25 protein-coding genes are annotated in these 23,626 nt (G+C 33.3%); 10 read left to right on the top strand and 15 right to left on the bottom strand.

From position 1 onward, the window contains the following. Positions 1-73: 73 nt before the first annotated feature. Positions 74-2,539: a glycoside hydrolase family 95 protein gene (locus CDH50_RS00290; protein WP_232731924.1), complete on the bottom strand. Its 2,466-nt coding sequence runs from the start codon at positions 2,537-2,539 to the stop codon at positions 74-76. Between the two features lie 282 nt (positions 2,540-2,821). On the opposite strand from CDH50_RS00290, the gene CDH50_RS00285 reads away from it, so the two are divergent. Then, the gene (locus CDH50_RS00285) at positions 2,822-3,448 is read left to right on the top strand and encodes a hypothetical protein (protein WP_157804917.1); all 627 of its coding nucleotides are present in this window, start codon (positions 2,822-2,824) and stop codon (positions 3,446-3,448) included. A gap of 163 nt (positions 3,449-3,611) precedes the next feature. Here CDH50_RS00285 and CDH50_RS00280 read toward each other — a convergent pair whose 3' ends face one another. The 3 genes from CDH50_RS00280 to CDH50_RS00270 form a co-directional block, all read right to left on the bottom strand. Next, positions 3,612-3,938 carry a YtxH domain-containing protein gene (locus tag CDH50_RS00280; RefSeq protein WP_100609900.1) on the bottom strand — a complete coding sequence of 109 codons (327 nt, stop codon included), beginning with the start codon at positions 3,936-3,938 and terminating at the stop codon, positions 3,612-3,614. A gap of 66 nt (positions 3,939-4,004) precedes the next feature. Continuing rightward, entirely contained in the window at positions 4,005-4,949 is a 945-nt protein-coding gene (locus tag CDH50_RS00275) for a L,D-transpeptidase (protein WP_100609899.1), read from the bottom strand. A gap of 67 nt (positions 4,950-5,016) precedes the next feature. Then, positions 5,017-5,790, bottom strand: a complete 774-nt coding sequence (locus CDH50_RS00270; protein ID WP_100609898.1) for a patatin-like phospholipase family protein — start codon at positions 5,788-5,790, stop codon at positions 5,017-5,019. A 144-nt stretch (positions 5,791-5,934) separates the two neighbouring features. Between CDH50_RS00270 and CDH50_RS00265 the strand changes: the two genes are divergently transcribed. The 3 genes from CDH50_RS00265 to CDH50_RS00255 are packed head-to-tail and all read left to right on the top strand — an operon-like array spanning position 5,935 to position 8,487. After that, positions 5,935-6,717 carry an MlaE family ABC transporter permease gene (locus tag CDH50_RS00265; RefSeq protein ID WP_100609897.1) on the top strand — a complete coding sequence of 261 codons (783 nt, stop codon included), beginning with the start codon at positions 5,935-5,937 and terminating at the stop codon, positions 6,715-6,717. Further along, entirely contained in the window at positions 6,714-7,496 is a 783-nt protein-coding gene (locus tag CDH50_RS00260; protein ID WP_100609896.1) for an ABC transporter ATP-binding protein, read from the top strand. The genes CDH50_RS00265 and CDH50_RS00260 overlap by 4 nt, the downstream gene beginning before the upstream one ends. A 10-nt stretch (positions 7,497-7,506) precedes the next feature. Beyond that, on the top strand, positions 7,507-8,487 hold the full coding sequence (locus CDH50_RS00255; RefSeq protein WP_100609895.1) for an MlaD family protein: 981 nt from the start codon (positions 7,507-7,509) through the stop codon (positions 8,485-8,487). Positions 8,488-8,822: 335 nt separating this feature from the next. Here the strand turns inward: CDH50_RS00255 and CDH50_RS15155 are convergent, their stop codons facing one another. The 11 genes from CDH50_RS15155 to CDH50_RS00195 all read right to left on the bottom strand — a co-directional run bounded on the left by CDH50_RS15155 (position 8,823) and on the right by CDH50_RS00195 (position 16,301). After that, positions 8,823-8,990: a hypothetical protein gene (locus CDH50_RS15155; protein ID WP_198513413.1), complete on the bottom strand. Its 168-nt coding sequence runs from the start codon at positions 8,988-8,990 to the stop codon at positions 8,823-8,825. A gap of 128 nt (positions 8,991-9,118) precedes the next feature. Further along, complete coding sequence (locus CDH50_RS00245) at positions 9,119-9,583, bottom strand: pyridoxamine 5'-phosphate oxidase family protein (protein ID WP_100609893.1); 465 nt, start codon at positions 9,581-9,583, stop codon at positions 9,119-9,121. A 213-nt stretch (positions 9,584-9,796) separates the two neighbouring features. After that, positions 9,797-11,014: a metallophosphoesterase gene (locus tag CDH50_RS00240; protein WP_100609892.1), complete on the bottom strand. Its 1,218-nt coding sequence runs from the start codon at positions 11,012-11,014 to the stop codon at positions 9,797-9,799. A 5-nt stretch (positions 11,015-11,019) separates the two neighbouring features. After that, positions 11,020-11,616 carry a CDP-alcohol phosphatidyltransferase family protein gene (locus CDH50_RS00235; protein ID WP_100609891.1) on the bottom strand — a complete coding sequence of 199 codons (597 nt, stop codon included), beginning with the start codon at positions 11,614-11,616 and terminating at the stop codon, positions 11,020-11,022. 36 nt (positions 11,617-11,652) lie between these two features. Next, on the bottom strand, positions 11,653-11,949 hold the full coding sequence (locus CDH50_RS00230; RefSeq protein ID WP_100609890.1) for a chaperone modulator CbpM: 297 nt from the start codon (positions 11,947-11,949) through the stop codon (positions 11,653-11,655). Next, positions 11,949-12,836 carry a DnaJ C-terminal domain-containing protein gene (locus tag CDH50_RS00225; protein WP_100609889.1) on the bottom strand — a complete coding sequence of 296 codons (888 nt, stop codon included), beginning with the start codon at positions 12,834-12,836 and terminating at the stop codon, positions 11,949-11,951. Before CDH50_RS00225 ends, CDH50_RS00230 begins: the two co-directional genes overlap by 1 nt. A gap of 123 nt (positions 12,837-12,959) precedes the next feature. Beyond that, positions 12,960-14,045 carry a site-2 protease family protein gene (locus tag CDH50_RS00215; RefSeq protein ID WP_100609887.1) on the bottom strand — a complete coding sequence of 362 codons (1,086 nt, stop codon included), beginning with the start codon at positions 14,043-14,045 and terminating at the stop codon, positions 12,960-12,962. A gap of 31 nt (positions 14,046-14,076) precedes the next feature. Then, complete coding sequence (locus CDH50_RS00210; protein WP_100609886.1) at positions 14,077-14,688, bottom strand: WG repeat-containing protein; 612 nt, start codon at positions 14,686-14,688, stop codon at positions 14,077-14,079. A gap of 86 nt (positions 14,689-14,774) precedes the next feature. Beyond that, positions 14,775-15,479, bottom strand: coding sequence for a purine-nucleoside phosphorylase (gene deoD, locus CDH50_RS00205; protein ID WP_100609885.1), 705 nt, complete (start codon positions 15,477-15,479; stop codon positions 14,775-14,777). Between the two features lie 7 nt (positions 15,480-15,486). Next, on the bottom strand, positions 15,487-15,882 hold the full coding sequence (locus CDH50_RS00200; protein ID WP_100609884.1) for a DUF302 domain-containing protein: 396 nt from the start codon (positions 15,880-15,882) through the stop codon (positions 15,487-15,489). Positions 15,883-15,884: 2 nt separating this feature from the next. Continuing rightward, the gene (locus tag CDH50_RS00195; RefSeq protein WP_100609883.1) at positions 15,885-16,301 is read right to left on the bottom strand and encodes a hypothetical protein; all 417 of its coding nucleotides are present in this window, start codon (positions 16,299-16,301) and stop codon (positions 15,885-15,887) included. Between the two features lie 166 nt (positions 16,302-16,467). On the opposite strand from CDH50_RS00195, the gene CDH50_RS00190 reads away from it, so the two are divergent. The 6 genes from CDH50_RS00190 (at position 16,468) to CDH50_RS00160 (ending at position 23,609) form a co-directional block, all read left to right on the top strand. Next, positions 16,468-17,970 (top strand): sensor histidine kinase, encoded by a 1,503-nt coding sequence (locus CDH50_RS00190; protein ID WP_100609882.1) that lies wholly within the window; start codon positions 16,468-16,470, stop codon positions 17,968-17,970. Then, the gene (locus CDH50_RS00185) at positions 17,967-19,019 is read left to right on the top strand and encodes a response regulator (protein ID WP_100609881.1); all 1,053 of its coding nucleotides are present in this window, start codon (positions 17,967-17,969) and stop codon (positions 19,017-19,019) included. Before CDH50_RS00190 ends, CDH50_RS00185 begins: the two co-directional genes overlap by 4 nt. A gap of 111 nt (positions 19,020-19,130) precedes the next feature. Beyond that, complete coding sequence (locus CDH50_RS00180) at positions 19,131-19,973, top strand: universal stress protein (protein ID WP_100609880.1); 843 nt, start codon at positions 19,131-19,133, stop codon at positions 19,971-19,973. A 1,034-nt stretch (positions 19,974-21,007) separates the two neighbouring features. Beyond that, positions 21,008-21,859 (top strand): universal stress protein, encoded by an 852-nt coding sequence (locus CDH50_RS00170; protein ID WP_100609878.1) that lies wholly within the window; start codon positions 21,008-21,010, stop codon positions 21,857-21,859. Positions 21,860-21,912: 53 nt separating this feature from the next. After that, complete coding sequence (locus CDH50_RS00165) at positions 21,913-22,770, top strand: universal stress protein (RefSeq protein WP_100610546.1); 858 nt, start codon at positions 21,913-21,915, stop codon at positions 22,768-22,770. Then, positions 22,767-23,609, top strand: a complete 843-nt coding sequence (locus CDH50_RS00160) for a universal stress protein (protein ID WP_100609877.1) — start codon at positions 22,767-22,769, stop codon at positions 23,607-23,609. The genes CDH50_RS00165 and CDH50_RS00160 overlap by 4 nt, the downstream gene beginning before the upstream one ends. The last annotated feature ends 17 nt before the right edge of the window (positions 23,610-23,626 follow it).

The following is a 23,626-nucleotide window of genomic DNA, read 5'->3' as shown; positions in this document are numbered from 1 at the left end:
TTTAGCCCGAAATGAAATAGATCTGTTTAAATGATGAAATTGCATATAGTATAATCTTAATTTAAATGTTTTTTTATTTCACAACAAACGTGTATGACTCCCCTTTTTTAGTTGGTAAATCATATAGAAATGTTGGTTTTAATTGTAAAGGCTCAATGTTGGATGCTTCTGAAATCACAGGGCTTAAAATCTCATTCACTATAAAAAAGCCATTTGGATTTTTACCTGAAGCATTTTTTAATTTTTTACCAGCTTTTAATTTTATTTCATTAGGCGTTCTTAAACGAAGATTGCCACCTAGGTTTGATTTGATTTCAACTGAGACCAATTTGTGGTTTTCCCAAACCATGTTTACGATTTCAAAACCCCCTCTAGTCAGTAAGCCACCAACAGTGCCTTTATCAAAATTATCAGGTAAAGCTGGTAATAAATGAACGGCGCCATCAGAACTTTGCATGATCATTTCAGTGATACCAGAAGTACAACCAAAATTACCATCAATTTGGAATGGAGGATGTGCATCAAAAAGATTATTATAAGTACCTCCACCACCTCGCACAGTTCCTAATGGCATTAATTGATTCTGAATCAATTTATAAGCATGGTTACCATCTTGCATTTTTGCCCACCAATTTACTTTCCAGCCCATACTCCAGCCAGTTGAAACATCTCCTCTGTGCAACAGCGTGTTTTTAGCAGCGGCGAAAAGTTTCGGATTGCTGTAAGGTGATATTTGATTGGATGGATACAAACCATACAAGTGCGAAATGTGTCGGTGGTTATCATTCGGGTCATCAACATCATCCAACCACTCTTGAATTTGATTGTGTTTCCCAATATGCATGGGAGGCAATCGCTTCTTCATGTTTTTTAGCTTTTCAACAAAGTCTTTATCCTTGCCAAGTATTTCTGCGGCATTGATTGTAGCACTAAATACATCAAAAACAATTTGATTATCCATGGTAGAACCCGCAGTAATGGAAGCACCTTGATGTTCTTTTGGTGCATTTTCTGGAGAATTACCAGGAGCAACTACTAGCCATTTGTATGTTGGATGTTCCACAAGGAAATCAGCATAAAATTCAGCTGCGCCTTTAATGGCGGTATAAGCTGATTCCAAATACGTTTTATCTCCAGTGTAAAGATAACGTTCCCATAAATGTTGGCTTAACCAGCCACCACCGCCATTCCAAATGCCCCAAAAAGAGCCGTCTAAAGGACCGGTAATCCTCCAAATATCCGTATTATGGTGAGCCATCCATCCATTAGCACCATACATCACTTTTGCGGTTTCTTTTCCAGTTTCGGAAAGTTCCATAATCAACTTTAAAAGCGGTTCATGCATTTCAGAAAGATTGGTTTTTTCGGCCGGCCAATAGTTCATTTCCGTATTGATGTTGATGGTGTATTTGCTGTCCCATGCCGGTTTCATATTGCCATTCCAAATACCTTGAAGGTTTGCTGGTTGCCCACCTGGTTGGGAAGAAGAAATTAAAAGATACCTTCCAAATTGGTAGTATAAGGTTACAAAAGAAGGGTCAGACGTATTTCTAAAATTATTAAGCCGTTCGTTTGTAGGCAATTTACTTGCTTCAGTAGAACCCAAATCCAGTTTTACCCTGTTGAAATATTTTTGATATGCTTGTATATGCGCAACTTTCATGTCATCAAAATTCTTATTGAATGCTTTGCCCATGTAGTCTTTTGCGCGTTGATTTTCATCACCACTGATATCATTATAATTATTGAAGTTGGATGCAATGGAAACAAATATGGTAACGGAATTTGCATTTTCAATTTCAACTGAATTATCAGTTTGTGTTATTTTACCACCATCGGTTTTTATTCTGCCTAAAGCATTAAATTCCACTTTGCCTTCAATACCTTCATGGTCGCTGGTAGTTCCCCAAAGCGATAGTTCGTTATTGGCATTAACTTTAATCTCCTGTTTAACATGTTTTGTGGTCAAGGCTGCCGAAAAAGATAATTTCCCGGGTTTATCAGCAGAAAGACGAATAACCATCACTCGGTCTGGAAAAGATGTGAAAGCTTCTCGGGTATAGGTGACACCATCAACGGAGTATCGCGTTGTTGCGGTGGCATTTTCAATATTCAATTCACGATAATAATTAGAAAAGTTTTCATGACCGGCAAAAGTTAATTCCAAATTCCCAACGGGCTGAAACATTTGTCCGTGCGATTTTTTTGTGATAATTCTTTGGTTAGCCATATTCTCTGCGGCTTTGTATTCGCCTTCAAAGATGAGTTTTCTAACACTATCAAGAGCTCCTAATGCATCAGGATTATCGTTTCGGTTCGGGCTTCCGCTCCATACGGTGTGTTCATTAAGCTGGAATATTTCTTTATCCACATTGCCGTAAACCATGGCCGCTTGGAAACCATTGCCAATGGGTAATGCGTTTTCCCAAACACTACCAGATGGGGTGTTGTACCATAATTTTAAATCGTTCGTGTTTTGTCCGAATCCCGAAATGGAAAATCCGATAAAAAATAAAAAGATAATTAGTTTTTTTCTCACTTTAGTTTGCTTTTTTAGGTAAGGTTTAAGTGTTTTTAAATAGAAAAAATAAATATAACACATAAAAGTGTAAAAATTACACTTTTAAATATAAAAATATTCAATCCTATATAAATTTACAGAAAGAGGTTAAATTTAATGATTATAATAGGCTCTTTCATTAGTTAACCTTTACGAAAATAGAAAAGGAATACCGTAATTTATTTTGCATTTTTTTTCAACTGATACATATCATTGAAAAAATAGATTTCTATACATATTTTTATAAAAAACAAAGAAACGATGAAACGGTTTTATAGTATTGTGATGCTATCTGTTCTTCTAAGTTGTTCTTCAACAAGGATGATAGATAGTTGGAAGAGCAGTGAATACAATAATTATCAGCCAAAAAAAGTATTGATTGTTGGTATTACTGATAATTTGACGGCTCGAAAAATTTTTGAGCAAAATCTTAAGGACAAGTTATCTGGAAGAGGAATTAGTGCCGTTGAAAGTTCCATTGTTTTTGATGAGGATTTTATGAACTCGAAACAAACTGAAGAGCAGATAGACAAAGAAGTGAACCGACTCGTTAGTGATGGATATGATTCCGTACTGATATCAGCAGTAAAAGGAGTAGACAATGAAATATCTTATTCGGGTAACAAATTCTTATCGGGTTATTATTGGCATCATTTTGGGCGTTACTATTATTTATACCAAGACGTATATTTTGAACCCGGTTATTATAATAATTACAAAGTTTATCACATAGAATCTTCGTTATACAATATAAAAACAAACAATGCCAAATCTCTTGTTTGGGTCGCTTCCTATAATATTATAGATCCAATAAGCATTAATTCTACAGTTCATAATTATGTAAATGCCATTATCAGGGCATTGAAAAATGAATCTCTGATTCCTTAGAGCTATAGATAATTTGAATGTACTTGTTGCGCAGAAAAAGGATAAGAATAATTTAGTATGTAAACCTTCTCATCATGTTCAAGGTTTCACATAAAAAAATGTCACTGAATATATGGAATCAGTGACATTTTCTGTTTTGAATCGAAATAATATAATAATTGGTTTAATGCAAGGTGGCGTTTTTTTTCTTTAAATCTTCCAGTTTATCTTCTAATTTGTTAATGATATCTTCAACTTTATAACTTAAGTTTGAAATTTTGTTTTCAATTTTTTTCTCAAATTCAGCCTTTTTGTCTTGGGCGAATTTTGTTATTTCTTCTTTAGTATTTACAATTTGTTCAGAAATATTATGGGCAGTGTCCAGAGTTTTTGTTTTGATTTTTTCTCTAGTGGTTTTTCCTTTATCAGGAGCAAAAAGAATTCCTATGGTGGCACCAATGATAGTTCCAACCAAAAGTGGAACAATCATACTTGATTTATCGTTTTCCATGATATTAATTAATTTAAGATTATCTACTAATTTACATGACTACTTTATATTTTAAAATGATAATAATCAGTTGTTAATAATAAGGGTTTTATCTTTTTTGCTGTAACCGTAAATATCTTTTAAAAGAGTGGTATGTTTTACCGAATCAGTGACTTGTAAATCATAGCGGATATGTATTTTTGTACCTATTGGCGCGTAATAATAAATAACCCAGGCATCAGCTTCTTTAGTCCCAATGCAACCATTGGAATATGCTTTTCCTAAAGTTACAGGGTTTGTGGTTGGATGTATCAATTGTCCATGTCTCATACCATTGATTTCGGGTTCCAAAAAAGGAATCTGAGGGAGCCTAGTAACTTTTTGGTCATCCCTTCTAGTTGTATAATAACGTTTTCCATCTACGGGATTGTAATAATCTGGAGTTTTTACATGGGAAACAATGGTTCCTTTTCCTGTTTTTGTTCTTAAATCCATTGTTCTTCCGGCCATAGCTAAGTATTTTTTTTCGTTTCTGCCAACTCTAACTGGAAATTCATACAATTGTGTTGAATCTTCATAGATACGGAGTTTAAATTCTGGTATGTTGATGTCAATCAAGGTATGGTTAAATGATTTAAGCAATTTTTCAGCTTTCATGGAATCGGGTATAAAAATCAAAGCACCTTTGGGAAGTACAATCATCTTTTTTTGGTCATAGACAAAGGAATCCTTAACTATCATTCTATAGTAATCGGTATTTTGCAGTGTGTCAATAATCCAAGGATTTGATCTTACTAAGAGATGTTCGGTTAACTTATAAGGGGTTATCGAATCGTATTTAATAACAAGGGAATCTATATATTGGAAATAGTTGCCGACGGTAATATTCTTTCCAACCAGAATCGAGTTGGTCTTTACATTTTGTTGAAAAATAGGCTTTGAAACGATATCTTTTTTCAATAATGCAGCATTATTATTCTTTTTACAACATACATTAAAGTCATTAGAAAGAGTAAGGGAACTAACAAACATAGTTGCAATTTTAAAGATGTTTTCACGATGATTGTATTTTGCTAATTATTGGTTTTTGAATAATTCTTTAGGTTAGAATTTTATCCAGTATTTGTTTTTTGGCAAGCTCTTTATTGGCAGTATCATAACCAATTTTATAAATATCGTCAAGATATTTCCTGTCAAAAGTGCCGTATTTGTTTAATTCTTTGGGATATATTAAAACATCACACGTTTCAAATTTTTTAATATCTTCTCTTACGGTTTTTAATTTAAAAACCCGTTCAATGACATTGTGGGAATGTTTTAAGTCATCTATTGCCACCGTATCAAAACCATTAACATATACACCGATGATGACATCGCAAACATCATTTAATTGATCTACGGGGAAATTATTTAAAACACCTCCATCCACATAGTAAGAATCCTGTATGTTAACAGGAGCAAATATTCCTGGAAAAGCGGCAGATGCCAATACAGGTTTTATCAGTTCGCCAGTATTGAATACGGTTAGTTCCCCATTCAGTACATTGGTAGCTGTAATGAACAATTGTTTTTTTAGCACTGAAAAATCATCTTCCTTGAGATATAATTTGAAGGAACTATAGAATTTTTCAGCATCGATAATGCCTGGCTTATTTACTGCATATTTTTTTAATTCAAAAATCTGAATGCTTCTAAAGAAGTTTAGTATGTCTTTCGAATCGTACCCGTAAGCATATAAAGCACCAACAATAGCACCTACGCTAGAGCCCGCTATGTGGGTAGGTATAATGCCATGTTCTTCCAATGCGCGGATAACTCCAATATGAGCAACGCCTCTCATGCCTCCACCAGAAAGTACTAAACCAATTTTCATGATTAATAAGTATGATATGAAACTATTCAAAAGTAATGGTGAAAGTTGGTTTACTAAATGATATTCATCAGTATAAGTATATGATTTTAATCATTTTACACCCTATTCTATTCTATTACATTTGAGTAATGTTACAAGAAAAACATGTCGGGTTTAAGCAACATAAAATCCCATATTCAAACATTTTTGAAAGAAATAGGAGAACTGTCTTATTTTACGGCACGCTTTTTTAAAGAATCTTTTAGGAAACCGTTTGAGTTTAAAGAGTTTTTGAGACAATGCTACAGCATGGGAAACCGCTCGTTAGTTTTAGTCGGTATTACCGGATTTATCATTGGTTTGGTTTTAACCTTACAAACCAGACCGACACTTATGGAGTTTGGAGCAGTTTCCTGGATGCCGTCTATGGTAGGTATTTCCATAATTAGAGAGATTGGCCCAATGATTACGGCTTTGGTATGCGCAGGTAGAATAGGCTCTGGCATAGGCGCCGAACTGGGTTCAATGCGAGTCACCGAGCAAATTGATGCTATGGAAGTGTCTGGAACCAATCCTTTTAAATATTTGGTAGTTACTAGAGTTTTGGCAACAACTTTTATGATACCACTGTTAGTAATTATTGGAGATGCCATTGGGTTATATGGTTCCTATTTGGTAGAACATCTTAAAGGCGATGTGTCGTTTCAATTATATTTTAATCAGGTGTTCGAATCGTTGGAATTTGGAGACATCATTCCCGCAACCATAAAATCCTTTTTCTTTGGCTTGGCCATTGGTCTTGTAGGCTGTTTTAAAGGGTATTATTGTGGAAAAGGGACGGCAGGAGTTGGACGCGCTGCCAATTCGGCAGTGGTTTTTACATCCCTACTCTTATTTATTATTGACTTTATAGCGGTTTTTGCAGCGGACATTTTTTATGACTTATGAAGGAAAGTAATACCATATTGCCACAGGGAAAAGTTACAGGTACACAAGAAATTGTTCTGGAAATTAAAAACCTGAACAAAAGTTTTGGGGATAATCACGTGCTCAAGAATTTCAATATGAAACTTTATAAAGGTGAAAACCTGGTAATAATGGGGAAATCGGGTTCTGGAAAATCGGTGATGATCAAATGCCTTGTGGGATTGATACAAGCGGATAGTGGTATTATTTCGGTCATGCACAAAGATATTACGACGTTAAATCAAACAGCATTAGATATATTACGTTCAGATATTGGTTTTTTATTTCAAGGGAGTGCATTATATGATTCCATGACGGTTCGTGAAAATTTGGAATTCCCTTTGCGCAGACATTCCAGTAGATTTGAAAAAAACATGGATACCAATACGTTGGTCATGGAAGCACTGGAAAATGTGGGATTAGCCCATGCCATAGATTTAATGCCGGCCGAATTATCTGGTGGCATGCAGCGTAGGGTGGCATTGGCAAGAACCTTGATTTTACAACCAAAAATTATTTTGTATGATGAACCAACCAGTGGACTCGACCCCATTACTGCTAAAGAAATCATTATTTTGATGCAAGATATACAAAAGAAATACAACACATCATCGCTTATTATAACGCACGATGTGGATTGTGCCCGAGCTATTTCAGATAGAATGGTTTTATTGATTGACGGCACCAATTATGCAGAAGGAACATTTGATGCCTTATCTGTTTCAACCGACCCAAAAGTAAAAGCATTTTTTAAACACTAAATCAGATGTCATGAATACAAACTCACAGAAAATACGATTAGGTTTATTTGTAATCATTGGTACACTATTCTTTGTTCTGGGCATTTATTTAATAGGTCAAAAACAGAATATGTTTAAAAAAACCTTTATGATCAGTGCGGAATTCCAAAATGTGAATGGCTTGCAAAAAGGCAATAATGTGCGCTATTCAGGAATTAATATAGGAACGGTGAAAGCCATTGAGATGCTCAATGATTCCATTGTTAAAGTAGAGATGAATATAGAGGAAAACATCGTAAAGCATATTAGAAAAAATGCGGTGGCAACCATTGGGTCCGATGGTTTGGTGGGCAATATGATTATTAATATTCTTCCTAGGGATGGTATTGCAGGAGTTATTGAAAATGGTGACATGATTAAATCCTTCAGTAAAGTAGAGCCTGATGATCTTTTGAGTAACTTGAGTGTGACCATAAAAAACACCGAAATCTTGACAGAGGATTTGTTGAGAATTACCAACTCAATCAATAATGGCAAGGGCTCCTTGGCGACCATTCTCAATGATACCGTTATGTCTTCCAATCTAAACCAAACTATAAAGAACATAAAACAGGTGAGCGAGAATGCTTCAAATACATTGATTGAATTGAATGGTCTTGTGAAATCCATCAAAACGGATGATGCATCGATTTTAGGATTATTGCTTAATGACACCATTTCTGGAAACAAGTTAAAAATAACATTGGGCAATCTTGAAAGCTCAAGTGTTAAAATGGAAAATTCTGTGGAAAAATTAAATACCATTATTGAGAATGTAAACAGCAGCGATGGTGCCTTTAATTACATTATAAAAGATACATCCTTGGTCAATAGTTTAAAATCTACCCTAAGAAATGTAAATGAGGGTAGCGACAAGTTTAACCAGAATATGGAAGCATTAAAGCATAATTTTTTAACAAGAGGATACTTTAGGAAATTGGAGAAGGAAGAGAGAAAGGCAAAAGACAATTAATTATTTGCTCATTAAACGGTAAACCAAAAGGCCTACAGCAATCAAAAAAATGCTGGTATAAATAATCTTATTATACTTGGCCAACCAATTTGGCAAGAAAATATCAAAATTATCTTTTGTGGAATTTGAGTACTTTCTAGCTATTATCGTTAAAGGACAAAACATTTTAAATAGTAATAAAACCATTCCTTCGAGGATTACCAAACCAACGCAAATCCAAACCCAATGGTCAATGTTGTTTATTATAACCGCATACAAAAGATAAAATATAACCACATTGAAAAAGAGCCAAACGACAGTGTGTATACTTTTTATTATTAATAGTTTATCGATTTTCATAAACTTTTAATTCCTGACTTTTTCATTTCTACTTTTAATTTTTCAGGGATATCACTTCTGCACTGGCAATTTTTCAAATGTTCCAAATGCCATTTAATGCGTTGCTCAAGTGATGGGTTTTTAGGCATTTTATGTGCGAAGTGCCATTCTTTGTTAATTTTCACACTTGTTATTTTTATTAGTTCAAAATGTATTTCAAATCTGTGATTTCAAAATTCAACCAATTGAAATCGCCTTCTTTTAGTTTCCAAATGATCTCGAATTTGTTTGTAAACAATTAAAATACAGCTATTTATGCGCTGAATGTATTTCTCTTTTTTCCAGTGAATTCTTCAATTTTCATGATAAATACAGTGGGGATCTCATCATTATATATTTTATTGGAAAAATCACTTATAAAATTCACTGTTTTATGTTCTTGCTCCATGATAACCTCTTTAATCCCTAATGAAAATTTATGAAGATAAGCTTTGGCAATGCTACCAAAAAGCTCTTCAAAAGTTCCGTGCACTAACACAGATTTCCAGTTAGTAACAGAATCAATTGATGTAACTTGTAATGAAATAGCATTGTTTTTGCGCATGGCATCTACTTTATGGCCTTCTCCAGAATAGCAAATGATCGTGTTATTTTCTCTATTAAAATAATATGTAATTGGTATAACATAAGGTCTGTTTTTATAGACATAACCTAAATACCCAATATAATTATTTTCCAAAATGAACTTGATTTCCTTATCTTCTAAATTTATAAACATGATGTTACGATTTATAGATGTTTTTTATCATGATTATGGCTTTTATTTTTTACTAAATATGAATGAGTAAAATAATATTCTAGCCATTACTTTGAATTTTTGCGTGAACAGTTAGATGATTGGTCTTAAAATTAGAATTATACCTTTTAATTTTTTTGTTGTCATAAAAATATAAACTCACTTTTAAGAAGGCAATGATATATATCAGTGATTCTAATTATGGCTTATTAATTTTAATGAAGTAATTTCTGGACGCATGCCTAATCGCCCCGGAAACCCCATCCATCCAAGACCACGATTAACGTTTAAGTATTGGTCATTAACCTGGTACACACCAGCCCAATGCCGGTATTTGTATTTAATGGGACTCCACTGTAAACCTTTAATTTTTATAGCCGCCTGCATGCCGTGGGTGTGACCCGATAGTGTTAATCCAATATCAGTTTTATTTATTACCGCTTCATTCCACAAGTTTGGGTCATGTGATAACAAGATTTTAAAAGGGACATTGATAGCTTTTTCCAATGCTTTTTGCAAGTCCCCATATTGCTTAAATGGCGGATGCCCCCAATTTTCAACACCCACTATGGCAATTTCTTCATGACCTTTTTTAATGATATCCGAATCGTTAAGAAGGAGTTTGAAATCAATAACCTCATAAAATCGTTTGATGGCTTTATGATTGTCTTGCTTTTCGCTTTCGGTTTCCCATTTGCTGTAATCGCCATAATCATGATTACCCAACACGGCATATTTACCTAAGTTGGCTTTTAGTTTGATAAAAACCCTTTGCCATCCGCGTAATTCCCAAGCATAATTATTCACCAAATCACCTGTGAAAAAAATCAGGTCTGGTTCTAGATCATTGATCAGTTTTATGGCTCGGTTCATAATTTTAAACCGATAATTAAAGCTTCCTAAATGCAAATCGGAAATATGCACCATTTTAAGTCCGCTAAATGATGGAGGAAGCTGTTCGAATTCTAATGTGTGTCTATGGATTTTGAAATGATAAATGGATTTAAATATGGCATATACAATGGCAAAAAAAGGTAAAAATCCAGAGAAGAGACCTATTATGGGAACGACCACGAGGGATTCTTTTTCTGAAAAAATAACATTCAAATAAAAGAGTTGGGAAATGACAATAACGAATATTATTTTGGGTATAAATGAAGAAACTGTAAGTCCGTACAAGGAAGAAATGAGGAGTTGTTTTCGTCTGGGGTCAATGTCATCAAGTTTGATTTTTAGAATTAAAATGGCGCTAATAAGACCAATGGTAAATATCCAAAACAAAAAATTGATAATGGTTTTTAAATTCGACTCAAGTAATTGTGTAATGGATTGAAGCCAATAAAAAGCTAAAGTGTCAATAATTAGGATGGCAATGCACAACAAGAAAATTGTAAATATGGAATAGCTGCGCATATATGTTATTTAGAAGTTTTTTTATGAAGTCTTCTTTTATCCCTTAAAGCCCAATAAAGCCCTTTAACATCCGAAACCCAATCATCATAAATGAAAATCAATATGATTTCTTCGATAGTTTCCAATAGGCCGAAAGCAATCATCATATAGAATAGTGTATAATTTGGACTAAAAAATAAAGCCAAAATAACAAAGATACTTTGTAGCACAGCCGACGTTTTAGCTAAATACGTATGGAAAGCAGTGGCTTTCCCATATTTATAATAGGCAATCAGCATTTGAATAAAATAGGGTGCTAGAACAATCGTTATGGTAATGATATTTGATTTGATGAATGCCGTTTCAAAATAAAAAAGACCAATTAAGCCCATAATCAAAGTCAACTGATCTCCAAAGGAATCAAGTTGAGAACCTCTAGCACTAGTAATGTTAAGTTTTCTTGCCAAATAGCCATCAATGGTATCGGTGAGATAACTAATCAATAGAAACCATGTGAATATTAGACGCTCATCCAAAATAATCAATGAAATTAATAAGGGAACGGCCAATATCCTATAAAATGAAAACCAATCGGCAATATTGAAATTTTTAAAGGTTAGCATATCATTTGTTATTTTGTTTCAGGTAATGTTGCTTGATTAAAAATCTTCATACAAACGCAATCTGTTATTTAAATTTTTCACCTCTCGTTTTAGGGTATTTACTTGTTCCAACAAATTATAAATAGCATCAATGCCTTCTATATTTATATCTAGGTCATAATGCAAGCGAGCTATTTTTTCAACTTTTTTTAATTGTTTTTTATGAATAAAATGAGTGTCTTTTTCGACAGCTAACTCTATAAGTTGAAATTCTTGTAACGTGTTTATAAAAGCAACGGGGATTTTGTAATGTTTGCAAACTAATTGTACCGGTATTAAATGTGTTGATTCCATTATGAACGTAGTTTTTGTAGCTCTTTTATTAATTCCATTTCTTCATTGGAAAGATTGGTAGGTAATTTTATTTGATAGGTTATAAATAAATCCCCAAACTGTCCTTCTTTTTTGTATTTGGGAAAGCCTTTGCCTTTAAGCTTTATTTTAGTGCCGTTTTGTGTTTCGGGTTTTATATTCAATCTTACTTTTCCATTAAAAGTATCTACCATAAGTTCTCCGCCGAGTAATGCTTTATATAAATCTAAATCGACGATTGTATATAAATCATCTTTATCTCTTTTGAATTTTGAATGGTTTACGATTGAAAATTGAATGTATAAGTCGCCATTCGGGCCACCATTAGCACCTTTGCCACCATGGCCTTTTATTTTTATGATTTGTCCGTTTTCAACACCCGATGGGATGGTAATTCTAATATTTTTATTGTTGACCGTTAAAGTGCGTTTATGTGTGATGTAAACATCTTTTAAATCGAGTTGCAATTCCGCATTAAAATCTTGACCTCTAAATTTTACTTGTCCGCCACCAGTTCTGGATGACGCACCATCAAACATATTTTCAAAAAAGCTTGAAAAATCATCATCCGAATATCCGTCTGTTGTTTCTTGATATCTTTTTTGATATTGCCCTTGTTGCTTCGCTTTTTCATAGTCTTCAGCATGTTTCCAATGCTCGCCGTACTGGTCGTATTTTTTTCTATTTTCAGCATTGCTTAATACCTCGTTAGCTTCATTTATTTCTTTGAATTTCTTTTCCGAAATGGCATCGTTTGGGTTTAGGTCTGGATGGTATTTGCGTGCCAATTTCCGATAGGCTTTTTTAATATCCTGTTCGGAAGCTGTTTTTGGCAATCCTAAAATGTTATAATAGTCAATGAAAGCCATTTGGTTATTGTTAAGTTTAGTTGCATTATTATAATTAGTATAAAGACCTTTTTGTTGGAAATATTCCCTTGTTTTTTAACAAGAAGATTTAACAAGAAAAGACATTTTAATACTATTTCATGATTAATAGGATAATTTGGTTTGTAATAAAATATATTCATATAAGTTGTTGGCATCAATAACACCTACAAGTTTTTCTTCCTTTATAACTGGTACAAATGATTTTTTTTCCATAAAAATGATATCATAGATGTCATTGAGGTTGTCAGTGTCTTTAACAGTTTTAAAAGTTGTTTCCATGATATTCTTCACTAAAACATTTTTATTGGAGTTGTCAATAATGTTTTTATGATATAAAATCCCTTTGACCTTATGGTCTTCAATAACAACGAAGTTATTTTCTGTCCCAGAAATGATTTTGTTCACAACTAAGTCTATGGAGTCGTCTGGATTAAAAGTAGATATATTGATCATCATAGCTTCTTCAACACTGTGCCCTTTAAGTAATGCTAAATGCTGTACTATTTGGTTTTCGCCATAAGCGCCTAAAAAAACAAAAAGCGCAATGATGATTAAAAATGGATTGTATAATAATCCTAACAATAAAAACAATATGGCTATAAACTGCCCAATGGTTGAGGCTATTTGGGTAGCCTTTACACGACTCATTTTCATAGCTAAAAGGGCTCTTAAAATGCGGCCGCCATCCATAGGAAATGCTGGAATTAGATTAAAAACCACCAAACCAATATTAACCAGATATAGATAGAATAAAAAACTTTGTAGGGTGTAGCTGGTAAGGGCATCAAAAGTTTCTGTAAAATTTAAATGCATAAATTCATTTACAGGAACCATAAAATAGAGGAAAAGGGCAATAATGACATTCACTAGAGGGCCTGCTAATGTAACCAGAAGTTCTTGTTTTGGCGATTCGGGTATACGCTCTAAACTTGCCATGCCGCCAATTGGGAGCAATGTTATTTTTTTAGTATGGATACCGAAGCGCTTGGCGGCTAAAGCATGTCCAAACTCATGCAAAATGACACATGCAAAAACAGCCAATACCAGTGACAGATTAAATAATACACTTTTGGTAGTGCCACCACGATTTAATTCGCTTAAAACAATCCAAACAATTAAAAAAAAGAATGTCCAATGAACTATTAGTTTAATGCCCCAAATACTGCCTAAATTTAGATTTGCTTTCATAATAAGTGAGCTGGTGTTTTACATTTCAGTTCTATTGTTCATACTTTCTGATATTCCATTTTCCATCCTTATTCATAGTTGCTATTAATTGGTCTGAAATAAATTTAGAAGTGATTTTCAGTGGTTTTTTAATATGCTTTTTGTCTAAAATGATATTAATAGGTTCAGATAAATAATCTTTTACATTCCCATTGGTATCTATAATTACCTCAAAGTATTTGTGATAAACCATTCTTTTATTTAATATCTCATTGGTACCAATGACCTCTGTGACCAACTTTAAGGCAAAAGCGGCATTATAATTAAAATTTAAGGCTTTTAAAAACTGTGGTTCAATAACCGTTTTGCCACTTTTGTCAATATATCCAAAGTAAGGGATATCATTTTTGATTTCAGAAATTAAACATCTGTCATTCTTAAAAACAGGATACATGCCGTCTTCGGTTTCGGTTAAAACCAAATCCCCTCTAAAGTCTATGACAATATTACCGTTGCCATTTATAAATCCCCATTGATTTCCTTTTTTAACAGCGGCAACATCCTCATGAAATTTGGAAACATAATCGAAACTTTCTTGGCTTTGGGTAAATCCTAAGATAGGAATCAGCACAAATAGAATTTGCATAAATATTACTTTTTTCATGACTCATACTTTTAAATATTCATATTTAAAAGTATAGGGTTTTGTAATATTATAAAATGATATTCATCATGTAAGGGAAATCGATTTTATTCGCACAAGGTATTTAGAGCAATATCTATCATGTTATGGAATGTGCTTTCTCGTTCACCAGCCGTTGTTTTTTCTTTGGTGACCAAGGAGTCGGAAATTGTTAAAATCGTTAAGGCATTTACCTTGTATTTTGCAGCAATGGTATATAGGCCTGCTGTTTCCATTTCAACGCAGAGTACTCCGAATTCCGCCCACTTTTTATAGAAATCTGGGTCGTCATCATAGAACTCATCGGCAGAAAGTACATTGCCGGCTTTAATTGGAATGTTGTTTTTTTCGGCATAAGTCGCCGCTTTCATGAAAAGTTCAAAATTGGCTGTAGGCGAGTAGTCGGCATTGATGAACCTGGAATTATTAATACCTGATGTTGTGGAAGCTGCCATGGCAATGACAATATCCCTTATATGTATATCTTTTTGATAAGATCCAGCAGAACCAACCCGAATCAAATTTTTTACACCATAATCATTAATTAATTCGTGGCAGTAAATCAAAGCAGATGGAATACCCATACCAGTGCCTTGCACCGAAATTGGTTTTCCTTTATATGTGCCCGTAAAACCCAACATACTTCGAATATCATTATAGCAAACTACATTTTCTAAAAAAGTTTCTGCAATCCATTTGGCACGCATTGGATCACCAGGTAATAACACCGATTCGGCAATGGCTCCTTTTTTTGCTTCAATATGTGTGCTCATTGCTTGTTTATTTATCGCTTAGGTTTTTAATGACGTTCTTTAGTTTGTTCGTAACGTCATTAGCAATAGCTTCCAGTGCCGGGTTTTTTACCGCTTGCATAGACTGCATGGGATTAACCGCTGCTACCTCAACGGTTCCGTTTACAAGCTCTTGTATGATGACATTGCATGGCAACATAGTACCTATTTTATTTTCTGCTTGAAGTGCTTTGTAGGCAAATTGTGGATTACACGCACCTAGAATTTTATATCTGTTAAAATCAACATCCAGTTTTTTCTTTAGGGTTTGTTGCATATCGATTTGTGTTAGGACACCAAATCCTTCCTTTTGTAGTAATCCTGTGGTTTTGTCTACTACGTTATCAAAATCATCTTTAACAATGGTACTAAAATAATAGCTCATGGTTATTTTTTATTTAATTCAATATTTAGTTTTGCCAAAAGCATCAATTCCGATTTGTTTTTGCCAGAAAAACTTTCTGCAATGGCATTTGCCGTTTTTAGGATCAATCGGTTTACGTTTTCTGTGTAAAGGTGTTTTTGTTCTTTTTTGTAGTTTATGAAATCATCATAGCAGGATTTTATATCAAGCCCTTCATCATGAGTCTGTGATAACCAATCAAAAACAATGTCTATTTGATAAGCGGCATCGATTCCAAATTCGTCTTCAATAACATCAACATTCAGCCATTCTTTTTTGACAAGCTCTTTAAGTTTGTTCATTTCAGCTTCGTGAACCTTATTGTCTGCTGCTGCAATGGCATAAAATAGTTTCCCCAAATTTTGATAAAACTTTAAGGTCATGTGCTTTTTTGTTTCCATTTTGTTTTTTTCCTAAACACAAATTTAAGTGCTGTTTTGTTATTTAAAAATGATATATATCATGGCTGCATTTCCTTATTAAATTATCGCGGATTATTGAAACAATACCCTAATAATTAATACAATAAGTTTTATCTTTATAGGGCTTTTTAATCTAAGACAACAAATGTTCAAAAACAGCAGGGACATTTTTCAAATTTTATCTGATGCGGTTTCAGAGGGCATTGTCATTGTTGATGCAGACCAGAATATTGTTTCCACAAATATCTCTGCAGATACCATGTTTGGCTATAATAAGAATGAATTATTGGGAAAGAGGTTACATGTATTAATCCCAAAAAAATACCAATCCAATCATGGCAGTTATTTTAAGACATTTTACGATAATAGTGAAAAACGTAAAACGGGTCATGGCCGTGATTTATTCGGATGGCACAAAAATGGGCATCAATTCCCGATAGAGGTTGGCTTGAACCCTTTTACAATTTTCGATAAAACGTATGTAATGGCTCTGATTATTGACATTTCAGACCGAAAAAAAGCAGAACAAGAACGCAATTATCTATCTAAAATATTCGACGATTCACTGAACGAAATATATGTCTTTGATTCGGTCTCACTAAAATTTATAAATGTCAATTTTGGTGCGCAAAAAAACCTAGGTTATTCGTTGGGTGAATTAAAAGAAATGTCTTTAGTGGATATTAAACCAGAATTTAGTGAAAAAAAATTCAGAAAGTTAACGGAGCCATTAGTCAAGAATATTAAAGACAAAATAGAATTCGAGACGATTCATAAACGCAAAGATGGAACCACCTATCCTGTTTATGTGAATTTAGAACTATCGGTTTTAGGGGAAAATAAAGTCTTTGTAGCGATTATTTTAGATATAACAGAGCAACGTAACTACACCCAAAAATTAGAAAAAACGGTGGCGTTGAGAACAAAACAACTTAAAATAGCGCTTGAGCAAGAAAAAAACCTCAATGAATTAAAAACCAAATTTTTATCGTTGGTTTCCCATGAATTTAAAACACCATTGAGTACCATATTGACCTCTACCATTCTTTTAAGCAAATATACATTGCAAGAGCAGCAAGATAAAAGGGAAAAGCATATTCAAACAATTACCGATAAAGTATATTATTTAAACAATATACTGGATGATTTTTTGTCTCTTGAAAAATTGGAAACAGGAAAAGTAAATTATAAATTCACGACATTTAGGTTGAGTAAATTAATTGATGAAGTTGTTTACAATGCCAATATGTTGCTAAAGGAAGGGCAACAAATTAAATATCCTGAGAATATAGAGGATATATCGTTGGTTCAAGATGAAAAGACTATTGGATTGGCACTCTCCAATTTAGTGCACAACGCGATAAAGTATTCATCAGAAAATACGATTGTTAATATTAGTGTCAAGCAAGATAAATCCAAAACAACTTTTGAAATTTCAGATTCTGGTATTGGAATTCCCGAAAAAGATCAAAAGAACATATTCCATCGCTATTTTAGGGCACAAAATGTACTAATTACCCAAGGAACCGGAATAGGTCTTAATATAGCGAAATCACATATAGAGAATTTAGGTGGTACAATAACTTTTAAAAGTCAGGAAAACAAAGGGTCAACGTTTATTTTAACCATACCAAATAAAGCCTCATGACAAAGAAAGTATTATTGATAGAAGACGATGCCTCGTTAAGGGGAAATACTGCAGAAATATTGGAGCTTTCATACTATGAAGTTATTTTGGCTTCCAATGGTAAAATAGGTGTGGAAAAAGCAAAGCAACTGCATCCTGATATTATTGTTTGCGATATTATGATGCCGGAATTGGATGGTTATGGCGTTTTGGAGATACTTAGCAAAAATGAAAGTACCAAATCTATACCATTTATTTTTTTGTCTGCAAAAGCGGAACGAAAAGATGTGCGTTTGGGAATGAATCTAGGGGCAGATGACTATATTACCAAACCCTTTAATGAAGAAGATCTTATAACGGCGATTGAGAGCCGTTTAGCAAAGACCGCTATTTTAAAGGAAAACAATCATGTTCCAGAGGGAGTTAAGCACAATGATGATGAAATTAAAACACTCAATGACCTTAAAAATTTTTTTGATGACAATGGAGAATCATTTGAATTTCAGGAAGGAGAATCAATTTATAAAGAAGGGCAACATTCAAACCATATCTTTTTAATTATTAAGGGCGTTGTAAAATGCCATAAATTAGATGATCAAGGTAAAGAGCTCACAACTGCTTTATATAAAGAAGACGATTTGTTTGGTTACACATCATTTATCCAAAACATTCCCTATCGGGAAGCGGCAACAGCTATTAAAAACACAAAATTGGTTGGTATTTCAAAAGACCAACTCAAACATCTTCTCGACGATAATCATAATATGACTTTGGAGTTTATTCAACTGCTTACTAACGACCTTTTGGATATTAAAGACCAATTGTTACAAATGGCTTACAGCTCTGTAAATAAAAAAACCGCTACTGCCATTTTAAAGTTCGCAGAAAAAATGAATCGAAAACCAGAAGATCCCATTAAAATTTCACGTTACGATTTGGCAAGTGTTGCCGGTATTGCAACCGAAACATTTATCAGGGCCATGTCTCAATTTAAAAAGGAAGGTCTTATTGAAATTGAAGGAAGAAATATTAAAATTTTGGACCTTCAAAAGCTTCAGGGTATTTATTGACCGTTAGTTGTCGTCATTAAACATGATGGATATCATTTCAAGAAGTAATCCATCCCTCTATATTTGTTATACCTACTAAAAACAATTATGGACCGATGAATTATAAAGCAAATGAAAACCATTTTATTGCCCACCGACTTTTCTAAAAACTCATGGAATGCCATTAAATATGCGCTTAAATTTTATGAGAATTCAACATGTACTTTTTATTTGTTACATGTTAATACATTGAGTTACGCGATGACAAAAGATCCACTCTATGTAGATACTGAAGATTTTATTGAGAATACCTATACCAAGCCCTCCAAACTGCAATTAAGGAAGCTTCTAAAGCGTATTTCCCAAGAATTTCCAGATAATAAGAACCACCATTTTTTCACGCTCACAGATTATAATTTTTTTATAGACTCCATCCGTAATTATGTAGATGAGAAGAAAATCGACATGATTATTATGGGAACCAAAGGAGCAACCGGTTTAAAGAAATTAATTATAGGAAGCAATGCTGCAGATGTTATAAAAAAAGTAAAGTGTACAATCCTGATAGTGCCTGAGAATGCTACATTTACTAGTCTGAAAGAAATAGCATTTCCTACCGATTATTTTTTGACTTATGGCGTTAATCTGCTAAAACCTCTTTATGAAATCATGGAGGTGCAGCATTCAAGCTTAGGAGTATTGCATATTACAAATCAGCCTGAAAAATTGGGCTTTAGTCAGCAGGATAACAAGGATTCGCTCAAGGATTATTTCAATAATTTTGAAGTGAGATTTTATAATCTTACCAATAAAAATGTTGAAGATGCCATCGAATGTTTTGTTCAAAGCAGGGATATTAATATGATTGCCATGGTGGCGAAGAATTTAAATTACTTTCAACAAATTTTATTCCACTCCAAAATTGAAAATATTAGTTATCATACCAATATTCCCTTTTTAGTAATGCATGGATAACTTAGTTTGTGTTTATCATGACAATTTCAATGCATAATGATGGTTTTATCTTTAATAAATCTAACTGTTAATTGAGCTCATGGTGGCTTTATAAAACGATATCTATGGATGTATCACTTTTTTTAGCAAAATTTTGGGGTTGGTACCTTATCATTTTTTTTGTGATTTTAACCTTCAATCCCATTCGTGTCAAACAAATATTTGAGGATCTAAAAGATGAAAAATTTCTCATTCTATCATCGCTTTTAGCAACCATTGTAGGCCTATTGAATATTTTGTTCCACAATGTGTGGAATCCATCATGGACATTAATAATAACTCTTATTGGGTGGATGTCCCTATTTATAGGGTTGGCACTTTTTATTATACCTAAGTCAACGGTAATCTGGCTCAATTATATAAATGTTAAGTTGGTGCAAGTTATTTATATGTTGCTATTTCTAACAGGACTCTTTCTCCTGAACCAGGTGTACGGAATTGTGCTTTATTAGTTTTTAAAACTGATATATATCATTTTCAAATCCATAGTGGTATTGTAAATTAGCATTGTAATTAAAATAAGTTCTTTTTCATAAAAACATGAAATCTGTAAAAGCATGATCTTATGGATTCAATGAGGAATTTAGAGTTATTATTTATACCACATCATCAGGTGCCCTTTATACTAATAAAGTTATATACTGATTGTATTAACGGTTAATCGATAAACTTAAGTTCTTCGGAAAACAGGAAGTTTCGACTTCCTGTTTTTTAGTTATTAATTGTCATGAAAATCTAAAATATAAAGAAAAGATATTCAAAGGTATCTGTTGGCTGAAAAGTTAATTTTCCTTAGTAATGAAGAATGTTAACGGTTAGAAAAAATCAAAAGATAAAATTGAATATCCAAAGAAAACGGAGAAGTGGTAAGCTTCTCCGTTTTTGATTTTAAGCCGGTTGAGAACCATCATTACCAATAATCCGCGCCTGATATTTATCATGGTTTTTGTTCCCAGAACGGTTTAAATTTATAGGAAATACTAAAAAGAACGTGTATGCTGTCCATACTTCTTCCTACAGATTTTTCGGAAAATTCAATGAATGCTGTCAAATATGCCTTGGCATTTTTTAAACATCAAAAGGTTGATTTTTTCTTTATGCATGCCTATCAAAACGAATTCTATAATCACGATGAATTAACATCTAGAGAGGTTTTTGATGAGGTTCTGGATAAGGTTAAGAAGCAATCGCAAAAAAATCTTGAAAATCTTCTTGAGACTGTAAAAAAAATGGAACCTAATCCTAGGTTTGCCTATCATGCCATTTCTGCTTACAATACGTTGGTAGATGAAGCCAATTTGGTTGCTGAAGCCAAAAATATTGATTTGATTGTTATGGGTACAAAAGGAAAGTCTGATGAACGGCACATTATTTTTGGAAGCCATACGTTTCAGGTTTTAAAGTATGTAACATGTCCTGTTTTGGCTATTCCTTCAAATTATACCAATACGCAGCCAAAGCGTATGTTGTTTCCAACAAACTATCTGATTCCATATAAACATCGCGAGTTAAAATTGTTATGTGAATTGGCAGCGTCACATAAAAGTATTATTGATGTATTGTATCTCTCTAAAAGTGATAAATTATCCCTTAGACAAGAAGATAATCAAGCATTTATAAAAGAAACCATCTGTAAAACCAAGATTAATTTTCACATAGAACATAGTAAAAAAATTGCAGAGGCGATTCAAAACTATATAAAAAATAATGCCATAGATATGCTGGTAATGGTCAATACCCAACATTCATTTTTAGAGGATATGTTATTTCCTCCTAACATAGATTTGGTAAGTGTGGATCTTAAAATACCACTTTTGGCATTGCAAAACACGATGCGTTTTACATAAATATACTAAAATGATTGATTATGAAATCGCCATTAAAATCAAAAATTACGACCATGAAGAACATCCTTTTGCCCACCGATTTTTCAGATAATTCTTGGAATGCCATTAAATATGCCATGAAGCTTTACAAAGATGATGACTGTACGTTTTATTTGTTTAACGCTTATATCCCCGTAATTTATCATGTAGAGTATGTACTAGCGTATCCTGCACAATTTGGTTTGGGAGATGCCGTAAGAGAGTCTTCCTTGCACGGTTTAGAAAGGCTTATGGATCGAATTTCTAAGGAGTTCAAAAATAATCCAAACCATAAGTTTGAGATTATTGCGAGATTCGACACTTTAGTTCTTGGCATTAAAGAGTTGATTGCCGAACGCCATATAGACCTTATTGTTATGGGTACAAAAGGAGCCATAGGAGCCAAGGAGGTATTATTAGGCTCAAATACCGTTCAGATTTTTAAAAATATAAAGTGTCCTATACTGGCCATTCCATCTGATTTTGAATATGAGTCACCCTTGGAGATTCTGTTTCCAACCGATCTTGAAGTGGATTATCAAAAGACATCTATGGATCTTTTGGTAGATATTGCAACAACTCATCATTCAAGAATACATGCTATACATGTTTCAACAGGTTATGATTTAACGGAAACCCAAAAGGGCCATAAAGTGATATTGGAAGATATATTTAAAAGTACCGCCTATTTATTCTATGATTTTGAAAATATGGAGATTGTAGATGCTGTTAATAAATTCCAAACTAAATTTAAAATCAATATGTTGGCCATGATAAATAATAAGCATTCGTTTTTTGAAAATTTATTTTTTAAGGATACCATCAATCAAATAGGTTTTCATTTAAATATTCCGTTTTTGGTAATTCCTTCTAAAACATATAATGAGCCATGAAAACAAACACATTAAACATTCTATTGCCAACCGATTTTTCAGATAATGCATGGAACGCTATTGTATATGCTTTAAAACTATATGCGGACCAATATTGTACTTTTTATTTCATGCATTCCACTTACATCTCAAATTCCGTATCCAGAACTTACATTACAGCGCATTATGTTGAAAAACAAAAAGAGCAGGCATTAAGGGAATTAACGGAATTAAAAGCCCAAACAGAAATTGTTGATGCCAATGCTAACCATGACTTCAAAACGCTTTTATTTGAAGATGAACTTATGGATGCCGTTTTTAAAGCAGTCAAGCAAAATGCCATTGATATTGTTGTTATGGGAACCAAGGGGTCAACAGATTCCATGGAATATTTTTTTGGAAGCAATACCGTAAAAGTAGTTAAAAGAATTAAGGACTGTCCTGTTTTAATTATACCAGATGAGCATGATTTTGTTGCGCCAAAACAAATAGCGTTTCCAACAGATTACAATCGCTTTTATGATGATAATGAATTAAGGCCACTTAAAAGTATGGCAGATTTATTCAACTCTAAAATACGTGTGGTGCATGTAAGCGTTGAGAAAAAATTATCGAGTATCCAGGAGTATAATATGACGATGCTTAAGAACTATTTAGCCGATTATGAATGCAGTTTTCATTGGTTAGCTAATAATGCAAAAAAAGTAGAAGCTATTACAACATTTATTGAAGATTTCGAAATCGATATACTTGCCATGATAAAATATAAGCACAGTATCTTAGAAATGATAACCAATGAGCCAGTAATAAATAAACTGGCCCTTCACCCTAAAGTTCCTATATTAATCATGCCAGAGTGAGCTGATATTTATCATTG

This window comes from Confluentibacter lentus (assembly GCF_002806995.1).
Lineage (GTDB): Bacteria > Bacteroidota > Bacteroidia > Flavobacteriales > Flavobacteriaceae > Confluentibacter > Confluentibacter lentus.
This window is presented reverse-complemented; position numbering and strand designations above follow the sequence as displayed.

What these genes read in the sequence shown, in the direction of transcription:
- CDH50_RS00285 (WP_157804917.1), top strand. Translation starts at nt 2,822, where the DNA reads ATGAAACGGTTTTATAGTATTGTGATGCTATCTGTTCTTCTAAGTTGT.
- CDH50_RS00280 (WP_100609900.1), bottom strand. Translation starts at nt 3,938, where the DNA reads ATGGAAAACGATAAATCAAGTATGATTGTTCCACTTTTGGTTGGAACT.
- CDH50_RS00275 (WP_100609899.1), bottom strand. Translation starts at nt 4,949, where the DNA reads ATGTTTGTTAGTTCCCTTACTCTTTCTAATGACTTTAATGTATGTTGT.
- CDH50_RS00270 (WP_100609898.1), bottom strand. Translation starts at nt 5,790, where the DNA reads ATGAAAATTGGTTTAGTACTTTCTGGTGGAGGCATGAGAGGCGTTGCT.
- CDH50_RS00265 (WP_100609897.1), top strand. Translation starts at nt 5,935, where the DNA reads ATGTCGGGTTTAAGCAACATAAAATCCCATATTCAAACATTTTTGAAA.
- CDH50_RS00260 (WP_100609896.1), top strand. Translation starts at nt 6,714, where the DNA reads ATGAAGGAAAGTAATACCATATTGCCACAGGGAAAAGTTACAGGTACA.
- CDH50_RS00255 (WP_100609895.1), top strand. Translation starts at nt 7,507, where the DNA reads ATGAATACAAACTCACAGAAAATACGATTAGGTTTATTTGTAATCATT.
- CDH50_RS00245 (WP_100609893.1), bottom strand. Translation starts at nt 9,583, where the DNA reads ATGTTTATAAATTTAGAAGATAAGGAAATCAAGTTCATTTTGGAAAAT.
- CDH50_RS00240 (WP_100609892.1), bottom strand. Translation starts at nt 11,014, where the DNA reads ATGCGCAGCTATTCCATATTTACAATTTTCTTGTTGTGCATTGCCATC.
- CDH50_RS00235 (WP_100609891.1), bottom strand. Translation starts at nt 11,616, where the DNA reads ATGCTAACCTTTAAAAATTTCAATATTGCCGATTGGTTTTCATTTTAT.
- CDH50_RS00230 (WP_100609890.1), bottom strand. Translation starts at nt 11,949, where the DNA reads ATGGAATCAACACATTTAATACCGGTACAATTAGTTTGCAAACATTAC.
- CDH50_RS00225 (WP_100609889.1), bottom strand. Translation starts at nt 12,836, where the DNA reads ATGGCTTTCATTGACTATTATAACATTTTAGGATTGCCAAAAACAGCT.
- CDH50_RS00215 (WP_100609887.1), bottom strand. Translation starts at nt 14,045, where the DNA reads ATGAAAGCAAATCTAAATTTAGGCAGTATTTGGGGCATTAAACTAATA.
- CDH50_RS00210 (WP_100609886.1), bottom strand. Translation starts at nt 14,688, where the DNA reads ATGAAAAAAGTAATATTTATGCAAATTCTATTTGTGCTGATTCCTATC.
- deoD (WP_100609885.1), bottom strand. Translation starts at nt 15,479, where the DNA reads ATGAGCACACATATTGAAGCAAAAAAAGGAGCCATTGCCGAATCGGTG.
- CDH50_RS00200 (WP_100609884.1), bottom strand. Translation starts at nt 15,882, where the DNA reads ATGAGCTATTATTTTAGTACCATTGTTAAAGATGATTTTGATAACGTA.
- CDH50_RS00195 (WP_100609883.1), bottom strand. Translation starts at nt 16,301, where the DNA reads ATGGAAACAAAAAAGCACATGACCTTAAAGTTTTATCAAAATTTGGGG.
- CDH50_RS00190 (WP_100609882.1), top strand. Translation starts at nt 16,468, where the DNA reads ATGTTCAAAAACAGCAGGGACATTTTTCAAATTTTATCTGATGCGGTT.
- CDH50_RS00185 (WP_100609881.1), top strand. Translation starts at nt 17,967, where the DNA reads ATGACAAAGAAAGTATTATTGATAGAAGACGATGCCTCGTTAAGGGGA.
- CDH50_RS00180 (WP_100609880.1), top strand. Translation starts at nt 19,131, where the DNA reads ATGAAAACCATTTTATTGCCCACCGACTTTTCTAAAAACTCATGGAAT.
- CDH50_RS00170 (WP_100609878.1), top strand. Translation starts at nt 21,008, where the DNA reads ATGCTGTCCATACTTCTTCCTACAGATTTTTCGGAAAATTCAATGAAT.
- CDH50_RS00165 (WP_100610546.1), top strand. Translation starts at nt 21,913, where the DNA reads ATGAAGAACATCCTTTTGCCCACCGATTTTTCAGATAATTCTTGGAAT.
- CDH50_RS00160 (WP_100609877.1), top strand. Translation starts at nt 22,767, where the DNA reads ATGAAAACAAACACATTAAACATTCTATTGCCAACCGATTTTTCAGAT.